Origin of the sequence: Olivibacter sitiensis DSM 17696 (genome assembly GCF_000427965.1) — a bacterium.
In the GTDB taxonomy this organism is placed as follows: Bacteria; Bacteroidota; Bacteroidia; order Sphingobacteriales; family Sphingobacteriaceae; genus Olivibacter; species Olivibacter sitiensis.
Genome location: NZ_ATZA01000036.1, coordinates 42067 through 62291, shown reverse-complemented (window position 1 = coordinate 62291; position 20225 = coordinate 42067). Strand labels below are relative to the sequence as shown.

Here is a 20225-nt window from a genome sequence, read left to right as displayed (position 1 = left end):
ACAAGCTCATCGCAAAGAAACTGGAGGCCGATTTCTTCTTCGCCCACCCCTATTCCTCTTGGGAAAGGGGACTCAACGAATACACCAACAAGCTTATCAGGCAGTATATACCGAAAAAGCAGCCCTTTGAACAATTCAATGAACAGGATATCAGAAAGATACAGCACAAAATCAATGCAAGGCCAAGAAAAAAACTAGATTACCAGAACCCCAAGAACATTTTTTATGCTACCTTAGACAAAAAAGTTGCATTGGTGAGTTGAATCTACCCACAGCTATTTTGTGCTTGTTTTTACTCCAAAGCCCTTATTTTTCTTATTTTTGGCCTCTTATATTTTTGTACAAGCGTAGAAATGAGCATAGCAAAAACCTACAGTCCGCAAGAAGCGGAAGATAAGTGGTACGCCTATTGGCTGGAGAAGAAATTTTTCCGTTCAGTTCCTGATGACCGAGAGCCTTATACCATCGTGATGCCCCCGCCCAATGTGACCGGTGTGTTGCATATGGGGCATATGTTGAACAATACCATTCAGGATGTGCTGATTCGCCGTGCTCGCATGCAAGGGAAAAATGCTTGCTGGGTACCGGGTACGGATCATGCGTCCATTGCCACGGAGGCCAAGGTGGTGGCGATGCTCAAGGAAAAAGGTATCAGTAAAAAAGACCTCACTCGAACGGAATTTTTGACCTACGCTTGGGAATGGAAGGAAAAATACGGTGGTATTATCCTGGAGCAGTTAAAAAAACTGGGTGCTTCTTGCGACTGGGATCGTACACGTTTCACCATGGAGCCCGATTTGAGCGATGCCGTAATAGATACCTTCATCCATTACTATAAGAAAGGACTTATCTATCGGGGTATCCGCATGGTAAACTGGGATCCACAGGGAAAAACGGCGGTATCGGATGAAGAGGTGATTCGTAAGGAAGTCAATCAGAAGCTATATTATGTTAGGTATGAGGTAGCAGACATCGGACATCAGATGGCTGACGACTCACAACCCACAACCCACAACTCACAACCCACAACAGACAACTCACAACCCACAACTGGCAACTCACAACCTTATATAGTGATTGCGACGACAAGACCGGAAACCATCATGGCCGATACGGCGGTGTGTATCAATCCCAATGACGAGCGATATGCCTGGTTGAAGGGTAAGAAGGTGCTGGTACCACTCGTCAACAGAGTAATTCCGATCATCGAGGACGAGTACGTGGAAATGGATTTCGGTACCGGTTGCCTGAAAGTGACACCAGCTCACGACTTAAATGACTACGAGCTTGGGCAAAAGCACCAGTTGGAGGTAATCGACATCCTAAACGACGATGGTACCCTCAATGAAAAAGCACAGATCTTGGTAGGGGAGGACCGATTCATTGCCCGGAAGAAAGTAGCTAAACTTTTGGAAGAAACGGGTCAACTGGAGAAAGTGGAAGACTATAAGTCGCAAGTGGGCTTTTCGGAGCGCACGGATGCCGCCATAGAGCCAAAGCTATCCATGCAGTGGTTCTTGAAGATGGAGCAGTTGGCCAAACCAGCTTTGGACTACGTGCTCAATGGCGAGGTGAAGCTGATACCCGACAAATTTATCAATACCTATCGCCATTGGATGGAGAACGTGAAGGATTGGAACATATCACGTCAACTGTGGTGGGGACAGCGCATTCCCGCTTGGTACAACGACAAAGGGGAGTGGGTAGTTGCCAAGACGGAGGCCGAAGCCCGCAAGGAATTGGAGAGTCAGTCGAAAAGCGCCGATGGGCTACGCCAAGAGGAGGACGTATTGGATACTTGGTTCAGCTCGGGGCTGTGGCCTATCTCCGTTTTCGATGGCTTTAAGGATCCCGATGGGGCGGATATCAATTATTACTATCCGACCAACGATTTGGTGACGGCTCCAGAAATCCTCTTTTTCTGGGTGGCAAGGATGATTATTTCCGGACACGAGTTCAGGGGGCAGGCACCATTTAAGAATGTATATCTCACAGGGATAGTTCGCGATAAGCTCGGCCGCAAGATGTCCAAATCATTGGGCAACTCACCAGATCCCATAGAACTGATGAAGCAATATGGTACGGATGGTGTCCGCGTGGGCATGCTGCTTTCATCACCAGCGGGCAACGACCTTATGTTCGATGTTTCCTATTGCGAGCAAGGGCGCAATTTTGCCAATAAGATTTGGAATGCCTTCCGCTTGTTGAAAGGATGGGAGGTGACGGACAGCAAAGCCAATGAAGGAGAGAAGAAAGCGGTAGCATGGTTTGCCAATCGCTTCAATGAGGCTGTGCTCGAAATAGATGGTCATTTTGCCGAATATCGCCTTTCTGATGCCCTAATGAGTATTTATAAATTGGTGTGGGACGATTTTTGTTCCTGGTATTTGGAAATGGTGAAGCCAGCCTATCAACAGCCTATTCCAAGGGAGCTATTTGAAGCCACTAAGGACTTCTTTGAACAGATACTTTCATTGGTGCATCCTTTCATGCCTTTCATCACGGAAGAGCTGTGGCATGATGAACTTTTTGGCCCGCGTAGCGAACTGGATTGCTGCATAGTTTCCCGCTATCCTTTGGCGGGCGATGTGGATGCCAAGTTGATCAAGGATTTTTCCATCCTCAAGCATATCATATCAGAAATACGTAATGTACGCAACAGCAAGCAGCTCTCTCCCAAGGAGGCATTGCCACTGGCGGTAAAGCGTAATGGTGATGTAGACTATAGCCTTTATCAGGAACTGATCAAAAAACTTGGTAACGTTAGCGAACTGCAGGCGGTGGAGGAAAAGCAAACCGCTGCTGTATCATTTATAGTGGAAAGGGACGAATTTTTTGTTTCTATAGCTCAAAATATAGATATTGAGGCCGAAAAAGAAAGAATAGAGAAAGAGATAGCCTATTTGGTAGGTTTCTTGGCGTCTGTGGATAAAAAACTGAACAATGAGCGATTTGTACAGCATGCCAAGGCAGAGATAGTGGAAAACGAGCGGAACAAGAAAGCGGATGCGGAAGCTAAGATACAGATGCTGAAAGAAAGTTTGAGTGCTCTTGCCCAATAAAAAGCGATAATTAATGCCGATAACTATTTACAATAAACCATAATTTTAAAAACGATTAGACATGAAGAAGAAACTTATTGGAATGGCACTGATAGCACTTGTTGTGGCTTCCTGTAATTCGAACGAAAAGAAAGAAACTGACGAAACTACGCAAGACCCCAATTTGATTACCTGTGAAGGAATTGGCAAGGTGAAATTGAGCTATAGCCATGATGATTTGGTAAACGAATTTGGCGCCGAGAATGTGAAAGACTCTACCTTGACGGGCGGAGTGAAAACAACTTATCTTTGGGAAGGTACTCCTCAAGAAGTGATCGTGACATGGACGGAAAACGATGCGCCGTTTAGTAAAGCGGAGAAACTGAGCGTTGCACAGGAGTTTGGCGATTACCACTTGGAAGAGGGTATAGGCGTAGGGGCCACCTTGAAGGATTTAGTGAAGTTGAATAACTTCTTGCCCATTACGTTCAGCAATTTCTATGCGGCTGATGATGGTTTTGCTGTTATTCAGGACTTCAACGAAGAAGGCGATATTACTACGAAATACCCCTGCCTTGGCGGCAAACTGGATATCGAACGCACAGATAATATCGACGTGAATCTATTGGAGGATTTCAAAAAGGAAAATCCGGTGAAGTCTTCGCATAAGGCGATGGAGTTCATCTATACCAAGGTAGTTGAATTGAGCGTAGGAAATAAATAGTAATTGTCAGATGTGACAAAACAACAAAGGCGGATTTCATGGTCCGCCTTTGTTGTTTTATAACCCTTCGTATACGGGGAGCTTTGGAAGAAAGCGATACGAGCCACCTGCTTTCTCAACGTTGGCTCCAAAGTCCAGCTCATGGCTTTTTGCTCAGTTTGTTGAGCAGTTCCAGTTCATATTGTGGAGCGGATTGATAGTAAAGAGCATAGGGGCTTATCTCGTCCAATAGGCTGTGATAGGTATCCATGTCCCTGTTGATCTTGAATTTGGCCAGGTTCACGAATTTGTCGTATATCGCATAGTAGGTCACTTCTAAGAACGTAAGCGTACCCGCCACGAAAAGCTGCTCGCCCAGGCTAGGCGGATCGTCCAGATAGCTTTGTTTGAGCGTACCGTTGGGGTTATAGTCGTCCGAAGTGGGACGCATGTAGTCAAAGGGACGTAGTACCCTCTTCTTTGGCCTGTCCTTCACCTTTAGCTTTTTCAGGTCGGTCACGTTGATGGTCACGTACTCGCCCTTCTTGGTAGTGATGAATATCCTGTCTCCGGTATTCCGTTCGAATATCCCCTTTACCTTGCCCATGGTCGTATGGGCCACCACGTTATAGATCATTACTTCTCTGGGGCGGCTCTTGAAATCCTGTGATTTACAAGGCAGCCAGGCGATCAGCAGCGCCAAGGCCAGAAATAGAAATGTCCATGCTTTTAAGAAAATGCGCTGCATGTTTTTTTTCGTAAAGTTAATCGTTTTTTTAATTCTTGCGCCTGGCCATTTGTTGTCATACTTGGCCACTCCGTAAATGGATGACTCATGTGGGTAAACATAATCAGCCACTTGGTATATATCGAGGGCAGCGGCATAGGTGTGATACGCATGATCACCGATGTGTGCAGGTATGGGGTTGTTTGTATGGGCGGCCTTTTAGATTAAACAACCCATTGCTTCTATAGCTCTTCGTATACGGGTAGCTCTGGAAGGAAGCGATACGATTGCAAGTTAAAATCGACCAAGGCATAGTAATGCTCCAATCCGTTGCTTACCAAGAGGTATTTCACGCGATGTACCATGTTGTAGCGGGCAATTTGGTCAAAAACCTTTTGGGTGATCTTTACGGTGGGAGCTTTGAACTCGGCAATAAGCAGCCGATTGCCATCCCTGTTAAATAACACTAGATCGGTACGTTTTTGCAAGCTGTTCAGCCTGAGGCCGCCTTCGGCCTGTATAAGTGCTTTTGGAAAATTTTTATTGGAAATGAGGTGCTGTATCCAATGTTGCCTCACCCACTCTTCGGGCGTGAGCAGCAAATGCTTTTTGCGCAGTTCATCGAAAATCAGCAATCTATCGGCATCCTGTTTTAAGGAAAAGGGGTAAGGGGGTAAATTCAAGGGAACCGGCTTAAACATTTCCAAAATTAATTGTTATTTTGCTGTTTTAAAAATAACAATACATGAGCGTACAACAAGTCCTTTCCGATCTGAAACAGCGTAAGCTAAAGCCCGTCTATCTGTTTCATGGAGAGGAGGCCTATTACATTGATCTACTGAGCGATTACATCGAGAAAAATATCCTGAGCGACGCGGAAAAAGGGTTTAACCAAACGATATTGTACGGTAAGGATATAGATTGGGCAACCGTGGTCAATGCCGCAAAGCGTTATCCCATGATGAGCGATTACCAGGTCATCGTGGTCAAGGAAGCGCAAAATCTCAAATGGGATAAAGCGGATGAACTGCTGCAATCCTATGTAGAGAAGCCACTGAACAGCACGGTCTTGGTTTTTGCTTATAAATATGGGAAGTTCGACAAACGGAAAAAGATTTATAAGGCAATAGAGAAACAAGGTGTAGTCTTGGAATCGGCCAAGATATATGACAATAAACTGGGGGCATGGATCAACGACTATGTACTGGAGCATGGTGCACGGATACACCCACAGGCAGGGGCCTTGATGGGAGAATACCTGGGTACGGAACTTTCCAAGGTGGCCAACGAGCTGGACAAACTTTTGCTCAATGTACCAAGAGACCGTGAAATTACCATGGCCGACGTACAAAACAACATCGGCATCAGCAAGGATTTCAACGTATTTGAATTACAGGCTGCGCTGGGTCGACGGGATGTGTTCAAGGTCAATCAGATCGTGGACTATTTTGCCGCCAATCCCAAGTCGAATCCCTTCGTGGTGGTTATGGGATTCTTGTATTCCTATTTTGTCAAGGTGCTCAAGTATCACGCGCTTCCTGACAAGAACCCTGCGGTTGCTTCAAAAGCATTGGGTATGCATAGTTTCTTTATTAAAGATTATGAGCTGGCGGCCAGGAATTACCACTCCGGAAAATTGGCTCAGATCATAGGGTACTTGCGCGAGTACGATCTCAAATCGAAAGGAGTAGGCGCGCAAAATATGGAAATGGCGGATTTATACAAGGAATTGATGTTTAAGATTTTACATTAAAAAACGGATTAAATACAGGATGAATAACTACAGATTTGCATGGAGATATATGCTATTGAGCCTATTGGGACTGTTTGTTTTTGGAATACCTGCTGTGGCTCAGGAGCGAAAGGTATATACGGTGTTGGAAGCAGGTGGCATCTTGGGACTCAATGAGCAAGAACCGATTGACGGGCAGGTGCTGAGTGGTTATAGGATGCGACTGGCATTAGGAAGGAATTTCAACGACAGCTTTTTTCTGGGCTTCGGTCTGGGAAATGAGGTATATAGCGCAGGTCGGCGCCCAGAGGGACTTTTTAGCAGCAGGTTCAGGGTATTGCCTTTCTTTGCCGATTTGCGGGCTAAACTGTCGGAAAATTTTGTTTCTGGAGAGCTCTTTGTCCTTGGCAGCGCAGGTTATGCCCCTCGCTTGGGAAACGATACCTTCCGGGGAGGCCTTGGGCACCTTGGGTTGAGCTACGGCTATCCGTTGTCGCCTGAACGCAATGGAAGTACGGTCAATTTAAGTTTGTTATACGGCATACAGCAAATAGTTTTGCCTTATCAAGCAAAAGACCTACAGCAACATAGCTTGATGCTCACTGTAGGTCTTTTCATAAAATGATATAGTGTTATGCGTAGAGGGCGGCCCTTTGCTTGTCTATGTCTTCATTATTGATATACTCATCGTAGCTCATCAATTTGTCTATGATGCCATTGGGAGTAAGTTCAATAATGCGATTGGCCACCGTTTGAGTCAACTCATGGTCACGAGAGGTGAACAAGATAGAGCCTTTGAAATCTTTCATCCCGTTGTTCAACGCGGTGATGGACTCGAGATCTAAATGGTTTGTAGGTTCATCGAACAATAGCATATTGGCCCGTTGCAACATCATACGGGAGAACATGCAGCGCATTTTCTCTCCTCCCGAGAGTACGGAGCATTTTTTGAGCACTTCTTCACCACTGAATAGCATTTTGCCCAAGAAGCCACGGATATATTGGTCGTCCTGGTCCGCTTCTGAGTATTCCCTCAGCCAATCGATAAGATTTTCGTCCTTGCCATCAAAAAAGCTGCTGTTATCCATGGGGATATCAGCTGTACTGATGGTGACTCCCCACTTAAATTCGCCTTTGAAATCCTTGTCCCTACCTGTGAGGATATCGTAGAAGGCCGAAGTGGCCAAGCTGTTTTCCGAAAGCACGGCTATTTTATCCCCTTTATTCATCATAAAGTTGACTTTGTCGAACAATACCTCACCGTTTAAAGTCTTCCCAAGATTTTCCACCTGCAGGATCTGATCTCCAGGTTCGCGATTCATGTCGTTGAACATGATGGCTGGATATTTGCGACTGGAAGGCTTAATGTCATCCAGATTGATCTTATCCAAAGCTTTTTTACGACTGGTAGCCTGTTTTGACTTAGAGGCATTGGCACTGAATCTGCGGATAAATTCCTGTAATTCTTTTACTTTGTCTTCCAGTTTTTTGTTCTGGTCTGCCCGTTGCTTTAATGCCAACTGGCTAGATTCGTACCAGAAAGTATAGTTGCCGGAGTAAATGGTGATCTTGCTAAAGTCGATGTCTACGACATGGGTACACACGGCATCGAGGAAGTGACGGTCGTGCGATACCACCAATACCAGACCTTGATAATCGGCCAAGAAATTCTCCAGCCAAGCGATGGTGTCGATGTCCAAGTCGTTGGTAGGCTCATCGAGCACCAGAATGTCAGGGTCGCCAAAGAGGGCCTGTGCCAATAGAACACGTACTTTTTGGTTGCCATCCAGCTCTTTTACCAATTTATAATGCAGGTCTTCTTTAATGCCCAGATTGCTCAATAGCGTAGCCGCATTGTTCTCGGCGCTCCATCCATCCATCTCGGCAAACAAATTTTCCAGCTCGCCTGCTCGTTCGCCATCTGCATCGGTAAAGTCTTCCTTTAGATATATGGCATCTTTTTCCTTCATGATGTCATACAGCTTTTTGTGCCCCATCATCACTGTTTCGATGACCGTAAATTCGTCAAAAGCATAGTGATTTTGACTTAGTACGGCCATACGCTCACCAGGGGTGATGCTCACCGAACCAGTGGTTGGATCTACATCACCCGTAATGATCTTCAGGAAAGTAGATTTTCCCGCGCCATTGGCACCTATAATGCCGTAACAGTTGCCCGGCGTGAATTTTAAGTTAACTTCGTCGAATAAAACACGTTTCCCAAATCTGAGGGAGAGATTGCTAATTGAAATCATAAGTGGCAAAGGTACGGAAAATGACTGGAATTGTCGGTGTCGTTTTCTCGGTCACTCAATTCCAGCCACCGCCAAGCGCTTTATAGATATCTACCAGTGCATGCATCTGTTTCATCCTCGTTTCTACTAGTTCAAACCTCGATTCCAATGCGTCTCTCTGAGTAAGCAGGACTTCCATATAATCTGCCCTAGCCGAGCCAAACAGGTTGTTGGAAATGGTAATGGACTGCATGAGCGCTTGTACCTGTTTTGTTTTAAGGTCATAGCTCTGTTTTAGATTGTCCACTTTGGCCAACTGGTTGGCGACTTCGATATACGCATTTAGGATGGTTCGCTCGTACTGGTAAACAGCCTGTATCTGCTTGGCATTGGCACTGGAATAGTCTGCCTTGATGGCATTTTTATTGACCAGAGGGGCTACTAAATCAGCTCCCAGAGAGTAGAGGAGCGACTCGGGCGTCCGTATTAGGTACTTGGGATTGAAGGCTTGATAGCCAATGCCTGCCGATATCCCTAAGGATGGGTAGAACGCCGCCTTGGCTACTTTTACATCTAGTTTGGATGCCGCCAATTCCATCTCTGCTTGCTTGATATCTGGACGGTTGTCTAGTAACTGTGCGGGAAGACCAGCATGGATGGAGGAGGGCAAAGGGCGTTCGAATGCTTCTCGATTTCGCGGTATCGGTTGCGGATACCTCCCCAAAAGAAAATTAATCCTGTTCTCCGTCTCGACTATCTGCTGCTGGATATCATATTGCAGGCTGGTGGTATTGAGCACTTCTGCCTCAAACCTACGTACCGCCAATTCCGTTACCCGAGTGGCCTCTTTTTGCAGTTTAACCACTTTGAGTGCGTTGTTTTGAATTTCGATATTTTGCGTCACAATGGCCAGTTGATTATCTAGCGCCAGCAGCTCGTAATAGGAATTGGCAATTTCGGCAATGAGGTTGGTAATGACGAAATTTTTTCCCTCTACGGTAGCTAGATACTTGTTTATTGCTGCTTTCTTCGAATTATGCAGCTTGTTCCAAATGTCGATCTCCCAACTTGCAAAGGCGCCTGCCAGGAAATCTGGCAGCGGTTCTGGCGTCTCCCTTCCCGGCTTGATGTCTAGGTTGGCCTCGCTAGCCCCACGGCTTGTATAACGCCCTACTTTATCGAAGCCGGCACCCCCTTTTATCCCCACGAATGGCAGGTATTCTCCTTTCCGTGCCCTAATCTCGTTGCGGGCAATTTCTATTTCCTGCAAGGTGATGTTCAGTTCCTGGTTGTTTTTCAATGCGGTGTCAATCAGTGCGCTGAGGTCGGGATCGGTAAAGTATTCCTTCCAGCTTGCCTTTGCTATATTGGTGGTGTCCTGCGAGTTGTTGTAACTCGCAGGAACGGTCCTATCCGCTGTTTTTTCTACTAGGACAGGTACCTTGCAGGCCGAATATGCCAGGGAAATGCAAATAAAACCTAGTAGGTGTTTATACTTTCTGTGTCTAAGCATGATGTTCTAATTATTCAGTTAATGGATTCTCGTCTTCGTCCTTGATTAGCTGGCGGCGGGCAGCTAGTTTTCCAAAAATGTAATACAGGCCAGGTACAATTATAACTCCGAACACGGTGCCGAACAGCATGCCTCCAGCGGCGGCCGAGCCAATAGTATGATTTCCGATAGCACCAGCGCCAGAGGCGAAAATCAATGGAATCATTCCAGCGACAAAGGCAAATGAGGTCATTAAGATCGGCCTAAAACGGACTTTTGCACCTTCTATGGCCGCCTCTAAAATGGTAGCTCCCTGCTGATGCCGCTGGACGGCAAACTCGATGATCAATACGGCATTCTTGCCCAACAAGCCTACCAGCATGATCAACCCAACCTGCGCATAGATATCATTGGCCAAGCCCATGGCTTTAAGCATAAACAAAGAACCAAATACGCCAATGGGCAGCGATAATATTACGGCCAAGGGCAGGATAAAGCTTTCGTATTGTGCGGCCAATACGAGATAGACAAATACCAGTACGACCATGAAAATATAGAGTGACTCATTGCCTCTTTGGGCCTCGTCATACGAAAGGCCTTCCCAGGCGATACCATAGCCATTGGGCAAGGTCTCGTCGGCCGTTTCCTTAATGGCTTGGATAGCCTCTGCCGTAGTATAGCCCGATGCCGGGAGCCCGCGTATTGCCGCCGAATTGTACATGTTGTAGCGGGTGATCTCATTAGGCCCCTGTGTTTTCCTGAGCTTCATGAAAGAGGAATAAGGGACCATTTCGCCCTCTTCGTTTTTGATGAAAAGGTTGAGTACATCAGAAGGGAGCCGTCTGAACTCGGGTGCCGACTGGACGTATACTTTGAAAAACTGCCCAAAGCGGATAAAACCCTGTTCGTAGGTACTACCGATCAAGATGTCCAGGTTTTCCATGGCCTTGCCTATGGACACGCCTTTTTGCATGGCCGCTTTGTTGTCTATGATCAATTCATATTGCGGATAGTTGGCCGCAAAGAAGGTGAAGATACCCGTTAGCTCCTTGCGTTTCCTTAGGTTGGCCATAAACTCCTTATTTACCTTGTCAAAGTTTTGATAATCATCGGAAGCCTTTTTTTCCAGCAAACGCAATGAAAAACCACCTGAAGAACCAAAACCGGGAATAGCTGGAGGCTCAAAAAACTCAATAATGGCGCCAAGGCCTTTGGACTTTTCTTCCAGCTCTTCCATGATTTCCGTAACGGCATGTTCTCTCTCAGACCAGCTTTTGAGGTTGATGAGACAGGTGCCGGCATTGGAACCGCGGCCTTCGGTCATGATCTCATAACCTGCCAATGAGGAAACAGATTCTACACCCTCTATCTCCTCGCAGATCTTTTGGAGCTTTCTTGCCACGTCATTGGTCGTTTCTAATGTCGATCCCGGGGGCGTTTGGATGATCGCATAAATGGTACCCTGATCTTCACTGGGGATGAAGCCTCCAGGCAAGACCTTATTTTGTACGTATATACCCACGCAAAAAGCCAATAGGACTACCCAGGTCACTGTTTTTCGGTCGACGATCCTTCTTAAAAGACCCACGTATTTTCCCGTCAGCTTGTCGAACAACCTGTTGAAACCGTCTATAAACCGGGTAAAGAGGTTGTGCTTTTTTGGCTTGCCATGATTATTTTTCAGCAACATGGCCGATAAGACCGGTGTTAGGGTCAACGCAATCAGTGCCGAAATGACAATGGAACTGGCCATGGTAATGGAAAATTGGCGATAGAAGGTGCCCACTGGCCCCGTCATAAACGAAATGGGAAGAAATACGGAAACCATAACGGCCGTGATCGCTATAATGGCTCCGCTGATTTCTTTCATTACCTCCCTGACCGCATGATAGGGGGAGAGGTGCTTTTCTTCCATCTTGGCATGTACGGCCTCGACCACCACAATGGCATCGTCCACAACGATACCGATGGCCAGTACCAGAGCGAACAAGGTGACCAGGTTGATGGACAGCCCAAATAGCTGAATGACGAAAAAGGCGCCGATAAGCGACACCGGAACGGCCAGAATGGGTATGAGCGTTGACCGCCAGTCGCCCAAAAAGATGAATACTACCAGCGCCACCAGAATAAACGCATCTCGCAACGTGTGCACCACCTGTTCTATAGAGGCATCCAGGAATTGGGAAACGTCGTAACTGATCTTATAATCTACCCCTGGAGGAAAATCTTTTTTCATTTCTTCGAGGGAGGCCTTCACTTGTTCGATGACCTCACTGGCATTGCTTCCGTAGTTTTGGTTCAGCATGATGGAGGCCGAAGGGTGTCCGTCCAGATTGGAGTAGATGTCAAAAAACTCACTACCCAGTTCTACCTTGGCGATGTCTTTCAGGTGAATGCTCTCGCCTTTGGAGTTGGCCCGGATGATGATGTCCTCATATTCTTCAGGCTTGTTGTACCATCCCTTGTAGGTGAGCACGTATTCCAGCGATTGAGCGGCTATGCCCGAGCTCTGGCCTATCCTGCCCGGGCGCCCCACGATGCTTTGTTCGGCCATGGCATCCATTACTTCGTCCACGGAAATATGGTATGCCCGCATGCGGTCGGGGTTCAGCCAAACGCGCATGGCATACCGGCGGCTGCCCAATATCTGCGACCGCGCAATACCTTTGACGCGGTTTATCTCGGGAATCATATTGACGGTGGCATAGTTGTATAGGAACTTTTCGTCGATGTGTTCATCCGTACTGTATAGGTTGACGTACATCAACATGCTGGGCTGGATGGGCGTAACGATGACCCCTTCACGTTGGACCAGTTCGGGCAAGAGCGGCATCACCTGGTCTACCCTTGTCTTTACCAGCACAACGGCCTCGTTGGGGTCTGTACCCGGTTCGAAAATGATACGTAAGGTCGCCTCGCCGGCGCTGGTAGCATCGGTAGCGATGTAGCGCATGCCTTGAACTCCGTTGATGGCATTTTCCAGTGTGATCAGAGATGTCTTTACCAGTACGTCTGCACTGGAACCGGGGTAAGCGATAAATATATTGACCGTTGTGGGCGCAATATCGGGGAATTGTGAAGTAGGCAGCTGCTTGATGGCCAGCGTACCCACGAAGACAATGATGACCGAAATTACTATCGCAAATACTGGCCTATGAATGATTTTGCTAAACATATGATGTTTTTTATAAGTATTTAATTAACGTATGTCGATATGATCGGAGGTCAAATCAGATGGTGCTTTGTGGGGTACATGAAATTGAAAATGGCGAGGTCCCGACCTATGTCGGGATGAGCATTTTGTGAATGCTTACCACAAAGCCAAGCAACATGATAGACGAACACCGACTACTCGGCGTACAATTCTAAGTTGGATATCACTTTTTTGGGATCCATAAAATCGTAGCTGATCTTGCTGTTCTCATTGACCTTACTGAGGCCCTCTAAAAGAATTTTTTCGTTTTTGTCGAGGCCATCTTGCACAATGTAGATGTGGGGCAATTCCGCGGCGATGGTTATGGGTCTCGCTTTGACGATGTTATCTTTGTCTATTGTATAAACGTATTTCTTTTCGAGGACTTCAAAAGTGGTCTTTTGCGGAATAATAAGCGCATTCCCAATCGACTCGATCATCCGTATGCTACCTGTTTCACCATGTCTCAACAATCCCTTTGGATTGGGAAAGGCGGCTCTAAAGGCGATATTGCCGGTCTCGTTGTTGAAATCGGCCTCTATGGTCTCCACTACCCCCGGATATTCAAATAGTTTGTTGTTGGCCATTAGCAAGCTGACATTTACCAAGCTGTCCTTTTTGACTGCCGTTCGGTAGTCTAGGTATTCGGCCTCGGGAACATTATAGTATACCCACATTTTGCTGTTGTCCGAAAGCTCGGTCAGCAAATCTCCTTCGTCTACAAGGCTTCCCTGCCTCACGTGAAACCGATCTATGATGCCGTCAAAAGGTGCCCGTATCTCTGTAAATTCGAGATGCACACGGGATAAGGACAACTCGGCATTGGCCTTGTCCAATTTGGCCTTGGCCATGGCTAGCTCATTGGGTGCTACGATATTGCTGTCTGCCAGTTTCTGGGTGTTTTGATATTCTATTTCGGCAAAATCGGCTTCGGCTTTTGCCCGTTGCATTTCTGCTTCATACAGTTTGGGCATGATGCGGAACAGCAGCTGTCCCTTCTTGACAAATTGTCCCTCATCCACAAAAATCTGCTGTAGGTAGCCTCTCTCTTGAGCCCTTAGTTCGATATGCTGTATAGCACGAATTTGGCAAACATAGTCTTTGGTGATAGACGTGTCCATCTGGACGGGGCTAGTGACGAGAAACTGGTTTTCTTCTTCTTTTTCTTCACTTTTTGACTGGCAGCTGCTATGCCACAGTAGGACGCAACAGCTCATGAACATGAACAATCTCTTCATAAGAATTTGCTTTTTGAGCAATGTGATTTCGTTGAAAATAATTTAAAAAAATGCAAGCACATCACGCGAGAACACATCCTTTCCAATAGCTAATGGGATGTTACGACGTGAAAATGAATTAGTGGGGAGGCAGGTCAACTATAGGATAGATACCTGCGTAAGCTTTGCAAAATCAAATCCGAAAAACCTGAAATAGGAGATAGGAATGGGGAGCGTAATAAGAAAAATGTGTACAGAGCGGCAAGCTGGATTGATGACTTTTGCTCAGATATGCCAATGTCTGGTTATAGAATATGCTGCAAAAGTAGTTGCCAATTTCTGAGTACCGGCGAAAAGAAGATAATTCGTCGTCTTCGTCTTTGCTATCTTCAGCCGTTAGCTTTTCTTTTTCTTTATATATGTCAGATGAGGGATGTTTAACAACCAAGAAATGGCTGTTGTGTGTTCCCGCCCCGAAAGCTAGATGCTGTCGATTACCTTGGCTTTTTAATATGGGATAGTGCTCATTTCCCTGATGTGGACGAGCAGATAGCAGGGCAGTCCCAATTAGCAGGAATATACAAAGCGATAGAAACCTTATTAACCACTTCACCATCTTGGGGGCAAAACTAAGTATTGTCCGTTGTTTAGGCAACACCAATCGTGAAATATTGTTAATATTTGGGAATAATGGCAAAATAGTTACAAACTTATCACCATTTGTTTGTTTTTTTGGATTCTTGCCTCTCTTAATCGGTGTTTTTAATGATTTCGTTGTTTTTAATGGCCTTAACGGTGACTAAAAGTTGCCCGACGTGTCTTTGCGTGTGCTCTGCGGCATGGAAAAGTAATCCGATTAAAGTGGTAGGGATTTGTTTTCGTCCTATACCCCTTGCAGCTGTCAATTCTCGGCTATCGGTATGGCGTAGTTGCAGTATGAAATCCATTGTTTGCGCATCTAATTTGCTGAGCAATTCTTTGACGCTGATAGCTGTGTTCTCTTTTCCTTCCTGTGCTAATTCCTGAAGCTGCTTTTCATTGAGCATCTCCTGTCGGGCATAGGTAGCCATCCGGTCTAAGACGCCAGCTATATGTTGCAGGTGAAAAGCGGTAGATGCCAACCCAAATCGCTTAATCCATAGCTTCTCTTTTGGAAAATCTATCATACATAAATGAATTTCCTCTTGCGCTTGCAGGAGGGCATGTGCCACGGGTTGTAGCAAGGGAGGGATGTCGGCTATTGGGCCTCGCATCCATACTTCTAGGTTTTGCTGCTTTTTATTTGTCATAAACCCCATTGATATTAGCCTAAATTGAGAAAAAAACGTGTTATACAAAAGAAGATTGGAAAGAAATAAAGAATTTTGCTTCAAGGCTTTACAAAGCGGAAAACTTTTCATACTTTTGCAGACCTTAAATAAATAGGATAAAAAGCAAATTAAAAAACGTTAAATGCCTACTATTCAACAATTAGTTAGAAAAGGTAGAGTAGCTCTGGAAGATAAGAGTAAATCTCCAGCGTTGGACAGCAGTCCACAGCGAAGAGGCGTGTGTACACGTGTATACACCACTACCCCTAAGAAACCAAACTCAGCCATGCGTAAGGTAGCCCGTGTTCGTTTGACCAACGGAAAAGAAGTGAATGCTTACATCCCTGGTGAAGGACACAACCTGCAAGAGCACTCGATCGTATTGATTCGTGGTGGTCGTGTAAAGGACTTGCCAGGTGTTCGTTACCACATCATCCGTGGTGCTTTGGATACTTCCGGTGTAGCCGGTCGTAACCAACGTCGTTCTAAGTATGGTACAAAACGTCCGAAACCAGGACAGCCAGCGGCTGCACCTGCAAAAGGAAAGAAGAAATAATTAAACGGAGGAAAGAGAGATGAGAAAGTCAAAACCAAAGAAAAGAATCATTTTGCCTGATCCAAAGTTTAATGATGTTCAGGTAACACGTTTTGTAAACAATATGATGTACGATGGCAAGAAATCCATTGCTTATAGCATTTTTTACAACGCAGTTGATTTAGTTGAGAAGAGAACGAGCGAAAACGGATTGGAAACTTGGAAGAAAGCCCTTAACAATGTGATGCCGGCCGTAGAGGTGAAGTCACGTCGTGTAGGTGGTGCTAATTTTCAGGTGCCTACCGAAGTTCGTCCTGAGCGCAAGATTGCCCTAGGAATGAAATGGTTAATCAGTTATGCCCGTAGACGTGGGGAAAAAACCATGTTTGAAAAGCTTGCCGGTGAAATCATATCTGCCTCCAAAGGTGAAGGTGCGGCAGTGAAGAAAAAAGAGGATACCCATAAAATGGCAGAAGCCAATAAGGCATTCTCTCATTTCAGATTCTAACAGGAAGGAAATGGCAACACAGATTGGAGTTTTGCACGCATAAGTTTCGTTTCAGAACGATGCGTCCATACTTTAATCTGTGTTTTTTGTTTTCCCATCTTGTTAAATGGTATAACGTTCAAAAATTGATCGTAGAAAGAGAATAAAATAACCGCTGGTAGGCGGTGTAGAAAGACAAAAATGGCAAGAGATCTAAAATATACAAGAAACATTGGTATTGCTGCGCACATCGATGCCGGTAAGACCACTACTACCGAGCGTATCCTTTATTACGCAGGTGTAAATCACAAGATTGGTGAAGTACACGAAGGAGCCTCCACGATGGACTGGATGGTTCAGGAAGCAGAGCGTGGTATAACCATCACATCCGCAGCTACCACGGTTTTCTGGAATTACCGTGATAACAAATATCAGGTGAACATCATAGATACTCCCGGACACGTAGACTTTACCGTGGAGGTAAACCGCTCTTTGCGCGTATTGGATGGTTTGGTGTTTTTGTTTTCGGCTGTAGATGGTGTAGAACCTCAGTCCGAAACCAACTGGCGCTTGGCCGATAACTATAAAGTGTCACGTATCGGATTTGTCAATAAGATGGACCGTTCCGGAGCAGATTTCCTAAAGGTGGTAAAACAAGTGAAGGAAATGCTGGGCGCAGATGCTATTCCATTGCAATTACCTATTGGTGCTGAAGACAGTTTCAAGGGAGTGGTTGACTTGATCAATAACCGTGGTATCATATGGAATGAGGAAGACAAGGGAATGACCTTTACTGAAGTGCCGATTCCCGAGGATATGGTAGAGGAAGTAGCTGAGTGGAGAGAGAAATTGCTGGAATCGGTAGCCGGTTATGACGAGTCATTGATGGAGAAATTCTTCGAGGATCCGGACTCTATCACGGAACGTGAAGTATTGGATGCGCTTCGTAAAGCGGTTATCGACAATGCGATCGTACCCATGGTGTGCGGTTCATCCTTCAAGAACAAGGGTGTACAGACCATGTTGGACTTAGTGATGGAATTGTTGCCTTCGCCGCTTGACCAAGAGGCTGTAAAAGGTACTGATCCGAGAAATGGAAACGAGATTATTCGTAAGCCTTCCGTGAGCGATCCTTTTGCTGCTTTGGCATTTAAAATCGCTACCGATCCATTCGTAGGTCGCCTTTGTTTTATCCGTGTGTATTCTGGAAATTTGGATGCAGGATCTTATGTGTACAATGCGCGTTCGGAGAACAAAGAACGTATCTCGCGTATTTTCCAAATGCACGCCAACAAGCAAAACCCTATCCCCAATATCAGCGCTGGAGACATTGGTGCCGTAGTTGGGTTTAAGGATATCAAAACTGGTGATACGCTTTGCGACGAAAAGAACCCAATTGTGTTGGAATCCATGACTTTCCCAGAGCCGGTAATTGGCTTGGCAATAGAACCTAAGACACAAGCTGATGTGGATAAATTAGGTATTGCCTTAGGTAAGTTGGCCGAAGAGGATCCTACTTTCGTGGTAAAAACGGATGAAGAAACAGGTCAAACCGTTATCAGGGGAATGGGCGAGCTGCACTTGGATATTTTGATAGACCGCTTGAGACGCGAGTTTAAGGTCGAGGTCAATCAAGGAGCTCCTCAGGTAGCTTACAAAGAAGCCATTACTGGTGAAGCTTCTCACCGCGAAGTATACAAGAAACAAACAGGTGGTCGTGGTAAGTTTGCCGATATACAAGTGATTATATCTCCTAAGGATGAGGACTACGACAAAGGAAACTTACAATTCGTCAATGAGATTGTGGGTGGAGCTATTCCTAGGGAATTTATTCCTTCCGTACAGAAGGGCTTCGAGTCTGCCATGGTAAATGGTGTGCTTGCTGGTTTCCCGCTTACAGGCATGAAAGTGCGTTTGGTAGATGGCTCGTTCCACAATGTCGACTCTGATGCCCTTTCATTTGAAATTGCAGCTCGTACAGCGTTCCGTGAGGCCCTGCCAAAGTGTAAACCTGTGTTGATGGAGCCAATCATGAAGATCGAAGTGTTGACACCAGAGGAAAACATGGGTGACGTAATGGGTGACTTGAACCGTCGCCGTGGCCAATTGCAAGGTATGGATAGCCGTAATGGTTCTCAAGTTATCAAAGCATTGGTGCCTCTTTCCGAAATGTTTGGTTACGTTACGCAGTTGCGTACGATTACCTCTGGACGTGCTACCTCTACGATGGAGTTTGATCATTATGAAGCTGCACCAAAGAACGTGCAGGATGAAGTAATTGCCAAATCCAAGGGTAAGGTAAACGCCTAAAAAGTAAAATTAAAAAGTAAAAAACAAAAAGAGCCGACCGTTGATAATAGCTCTAACAGTCGGCTATCACTTAAAATAGCAAATAACATGAGCCAAAGAATTAGAATTAAATTGAAATCCTACGATTACAATCTGGTTGACAAGTCAGCTGAAAAAATCGTAAAAACTGTAAAGCCTACGGGTGCGGTAGTAAGTGGTCCTATTCCATTGCCTACTCAGAAAAAGATCTATACGGTATTGCGTTCGCCGCACGTAAACAAGAAAGCTCGTGAGCAATTCGAATTATGTGCTTACAAGCGTTTGCTGGATATTTATAGTTCTAACTCCAAAACAGTTGACGCCTTGATGAAACTTGAACTTCCTAGTGGGGTTGAGGTAGAAATCAAGGTCTGAGGACTTCAATTAAAAAACGTTAAAGAAGCGGCTATCCCTATTAAGGTGGCCGCTTTTTTTATGATTGACCGTTCCTATTAGACATAATTTTGTATCTTAGAAGACTAAAGTATCAATTTATGAAGGTTTTGTTAGTAGAAGATGATCCTAACTTGGCATCGGTAATAAAAAGAGGACTAAGCGATTCGGGATATCAGGTCGAATGTGGCGTAAATGGGCCTGTAGGACTAGATATGGCTCTGGAGAACATGTACGACTTGATTATTTTGGACATTATGCTGCCCCAGATGAGCGGAATAGAGGTCTGCAAGGCACTTCGCAAGGAGCAAATTGATACACCTATACTAATGCTTACGGCTCTTGGTACTACAGAGCATGTGGTGGATGGGCTGGATTCTGGAGCCGACGATTACATGCGCAAGCCTTTTACGTTTGAGGAGCTGAACGCGAGGTTGCGTACGCTTAGCAGGAGAAATAGCCAAGCGCAGCTAAATAGCAATGTTTTGCAAGTGGGCGATTTAAAACTGGACCTCGATCGTAGGATTGCAAGTAGGGCTAGTACCGAAATCACCCTGACCGCTACGGAATTCCGCTTACTGGAATTTTTGATGAAAAACAAAAACAAGGTGGTGACAAGAATGGAAATATTGGAAAACGTATGGGACATCAGCTTCAATATGGGAACCAACGTAGTGGATGTCTATGTAAATTACCTGCGTAAAAAGGTAGATAAGCAATTCGATAAGAAATTTATTCATACCATGATTGGTATCGGATATGTTTTGAAAGACCAATAACGGACCAATCGCGTCTTGTATGCGTATCCAAACCAAGATTTTTGTAGTATTCTT

At 45.5% G+C, this 20225-nt stretch carries 17 protein-coding genes; 10 read left to right on the top strand and 7 right to left on the bottom strand.

Translation table 11 applies throughout. The features are described from left to right. The 3 genes from A37S_RS25055 to A37S_RS0116900 all read left to right on the top strand — a co-directional run. A partial coding sequence (locus A37S_RS25055) for an IS30 family transposase (RefSeq protein ID WP_036602917.1) occupies positions 1–263 on the top strand: 263 nt, incomplete at its 5' end. Positions 264–353: 90 nt separating this feature from the next. Then, positions 354–3062 (top strand): valine--tRNA ligase, encoded by a 2709-nt coding sequence (locus A37S_RS0116905; protein WP_028298019.1) that lies wholly within the window; start codon positions 354–356, stop codon positions 3060–3062. Positions 3063–3123: 61 nt separating this feature from the next. Further along, on the top strand, positions 3124–3765 hold the full coding sequence (locus A37S_RS0116900; protein ID WP_028298018.1) for a hypothetical protein: 642 nt from the start codon (positions 3124–3126) through the stop codon (positions 3763–3765). 139 nt (positions 3766–3904) lie between these two features. Here A37S_RS0116900 and A37S_RS0116895 read toward each other — a convergent pair whose 3' ends face one another. Both A37S_RS0116895 and A37S_RS0116885 read right to left on the bottom strand, forming a co-directional pair. Further along, complete coding sequence (locus A37S_RS0116895) at positions 3905–4492, bottom strand: hypothetical protein (RefSeq protein ID WP_157278763.1); 588 nt, start codon at positions 4490–4492, stop codon at positions 3905–3907. A gap of 221 nt (positions 4493–4713) precedes the next feature. After that, a complete protein-coding gene (locus A37S_RS0116885) occupies positions 4714–5172 on the bottom strand; it encodes a type I restriction enzyme HsdR N-terminal domain-containing protein (protein WP_028298016.1) in 459 nt (152 codons plus the stop codon). A 44-nt stretch (positions 5173–5216) separates the two neighbouring features. Here A37S_RS0116885 and holA point away from each other — a divergent pair, with 44 nt between their 5' ends. Continuing rightward, positions 5217–6224, top strand: a complete 1008-nt coding sequence (holA, locus tag A37S_RS0116880) for a DNA polymerase III subunit delta (protein WP_028298015.1) — start codon at positions 5217–5219, stop codon at positions 6222–6224. A gap of 19 nt (positions 6225–6243) precedes the next feature. Further along, entirely contained in the window at positions 6244–6828 is a 585-nt protein-coding gene (locus tag A37S_RS0116875) for a hypothetical protein (RefSeq protein ID WP_157278761.1), read from the top strand. Between the two features lie 7 nt (positions 6829–6835). On the opposite strand, the gene A37S_RS0116870 is transcribed toward A37S_RS0116875, so the two are convergent. The 5 genes from A37S_RS0116870 to A37S_RS0116845 form a co-directional block, all read right to left on the bottom strand. Then, positions 6836–8458 (bottom strand): ABC-F family ATP-binding cassette domain-containing protein, encoded by a 1623-nt coding sequence (locus A37S_RS0116870; RefSeq protein ID WP_028298013.1) that lies wholly within the window; start codon positions 8456–8458, stop codon positions 6836–6838. A 55-nt stretch (positions 8459–8513) separates the two neighbouring features. Continuing rightward, entirely contained in the window at positions 8514–9950 is a 1437-nt protein-coding gene (locus A37S_RS0116865; protein WP_028298012.1) for a TolC family protein, read from the bottom strand. 10 nt (positions 9951–9960) lie between these two features. Continuing rightward, a complete protein-coding gene (locus A37S_RS0116860; RefSeq protein ID WP_028298011.1) occupies positions 9961–13104 on the bottom strand; it encodes an efflux RND transporter permease subunit in 3144 nt (1047 codons plus the stop codon). A 173-nt stretch (positions 13105–13277) separates the two neighbouring features. Then, the gene (locus A37S_RS0116855) at positions 13278–14360 is read right to left on the bottom strand and encodes an efflux RND transporter periplasmic adaptor subunit (protein ID WP_028298010.1); all 1083 of its coding nucleotides are present in this window, start codon (positions 14358–14360) and stop codon (positions 13278–13280) included. 728 nt (positions 14361–15088) lie between these two features. Further along, the gene (locus A37S_RS0116845; RefSeq protein WP_028298008.1) at positions 15089–15628 is read right to left on the bottom strand and encodes a DinB family protein; all 540 of its coding nucleotides are present in this window, start codon (positions 15626–15628) and stop codon (positions 15089–15091) included. A 163-nt stretch (positions 15629–15791) separates the two neighbouring features. Between A37S_RS0116845 and rpsL the strand changes: the two genes are divergently transcribed. The 5 genes from rpsL to A37S_RS0116820 all read left to right on the top strand — a co-directional run bounded on the left by rpsL (position 15792) and on the right by A37S_RS0116820 (position 20171). Beyond that, positions 15792–16205, top strand: coding sequence for a 30S ribosomal protein S12 (gene rpsL / locus A37S_RS0116840; protein WP_028298007.1), 414 nt, complete (start codon positions 15792–15794; stop codon positions 16203–16205). Between the two features lie 19 nt (positions 16206–16224). After that, positions 16225–16692, top strand: a complete 468-nt coding sequence (gene rpsG / locus A37S_RS0116835) for a 30S ribosomal protein S7 (protein ID WP_028298006.1) — start codon at positions 16225–16227, stop codon at positions 16690–16692. A gap of 180 nt (positions 16693–16872) precedes the next feature. Next, positions 16873–18981: an elongation factor G gene (gene fusA, locus A37S_RS0116830; protein ID WP_028298005.1), complete on the top strand. Its 2109-nt coding sequence runs from the start codon at positions 16873–16875 to the stop codon at positions 18979–18981. A gap of 87 nt (positions 18982–19068) precedes the next feature. After that, a complete protein-coding gene (gene rpsJ, locus A37S_RS0116825) occupies positions 19069–19374 on the top strand; it encodes a 30S ribosomal protein S10 (protein ID WP_028298004.1) in 306 nt (101 codons plus the stop codon). A gap of 119 nt (positions 19375–19493) precedes the next feature. Beyond that, positions 19494–20171, top strand: coding sequence for a response regulator transcription factor (locus A37S_RS0116820; protein ID WP_028298003.1), 678 nt, complete (start codon positions 19494–19496; stop codon positions 20169–20171). Positions 20172–20225: the final 54 nt, after the last annotated feature.

Excerpts from the sequence above, each read along its gene's own strand:
- A37S_RS0116885 (WP_028298016.1), bottom strand. The coding sequence starts at position 5,172 with ATGTTTAAGCCGGTTCCCTTGAATTTACCCCCTTACCCCTTTTCCTTA.
- A37S_RS0116865 (WP_028298012.1), bottom strand. The coding sequence starts at position 9,950 with ATGCTTAGACACAGAAAGTATAAACACCTACTAGGTTTTATTTGCATT.
- holA (WP_028298015.1), top strand. The coding sequence starts at position 5,217 with ATGAGCGTACAACAAGTCCTTTCCGATCTGAAACAGCGTAAGCTAAAG.
- A37S_RS0116845 (WP_028298008.1), bottom strand. The coding sequence starts at position 15,628 with ATGACAAATAAAAAGCAGCAAAACCTAGAAGTATGGATGCGAGGCCCA.
- A37S_RS0116900 (WP_028298018.1), top strand. The coding sequence starts at position 3,124 with ATGAAGAAGAAACTTATTGGAATGGCACTGATAGCACTTGTTGTGGCT.
- rpsJ (WP_028298004.1), top strand. The coding sequence starts at position 19,069 with ATGAGCCAAAGAATTAGAATTAAATTGAAATCCTACGATTACAATCTG.
- A37S_RS0116860 (WP_028298011.1), bottom strand. The coding sequence starts at position 13,104 with ATGTTTAGCAAAATCATTCATAGGCCAGTATTTGCGATAGTAATTTCG.
- A37S_RS0116875 (WP_157278761.1), top strand. The coding sequence starts at position 6,244 with ATGAATAACTACAGATTTGCATGGAGATATATGCTATTGAGCCTATTG.
- A37S_RS0116870 (WP_028298013.1), bottom strand. The coding sequence starts at position 8,458 with ATGATTTCAATTAGCAATCTCTCCCTCAGATTTGGGAAACGTGTTTTA.
- A37S_RS0116905 (WP_028298019.1), top strand. The coding sequence starts at position 354 with ATGAGCATAGCAAAAACCTACAGTCCGCAAGAAGCGGAAGATAAGTGG.
- A37S_RS0116855 (WP_028298010.1), bottom strand. The coding sequence starts at position 14,360 with ATGAAGAGATTGTTCATGTTCATGAGCTGTTGCGTCCTACTGTGGCAT.
- A37S_RS0116820 (WP_028298003.1), top strand. The coding sequence starts at position 19,494 with ATGAAGGTTTTGTTAGTAGAAGATGATCCTAACTTGGCATCGGTAATA.
- fusA (WP_028298005.1), top strand. The coding sequence starts at position 16,873 with ATGGCAAGAGATCTAAAATATACAAGAAACATTGGTATTGCTGCGCAC.
- A37S_RS0116895 (WP_157278763.1), bottom strand. The coding sequence starts at position 4,492 with ATGCAGCGCATTTTCTTAAAAGCATGGACATTTCTATTTCTGGCCTTG.
- rpsG (WP_028298006.1), top strand. The coding sequence starts at position 16,225 with ATGAGAAAGTCAAAACCAAAGAAAAGAATCATTTTGCCTGATCCAAAG.
- rpsL (WP_028298007.1), top strand. The coding sequence starts at position 15,792 with ATGCCTACTATTCAACAATTAGTTAGAAAAGGTAGAGTAGCTCTGGAA.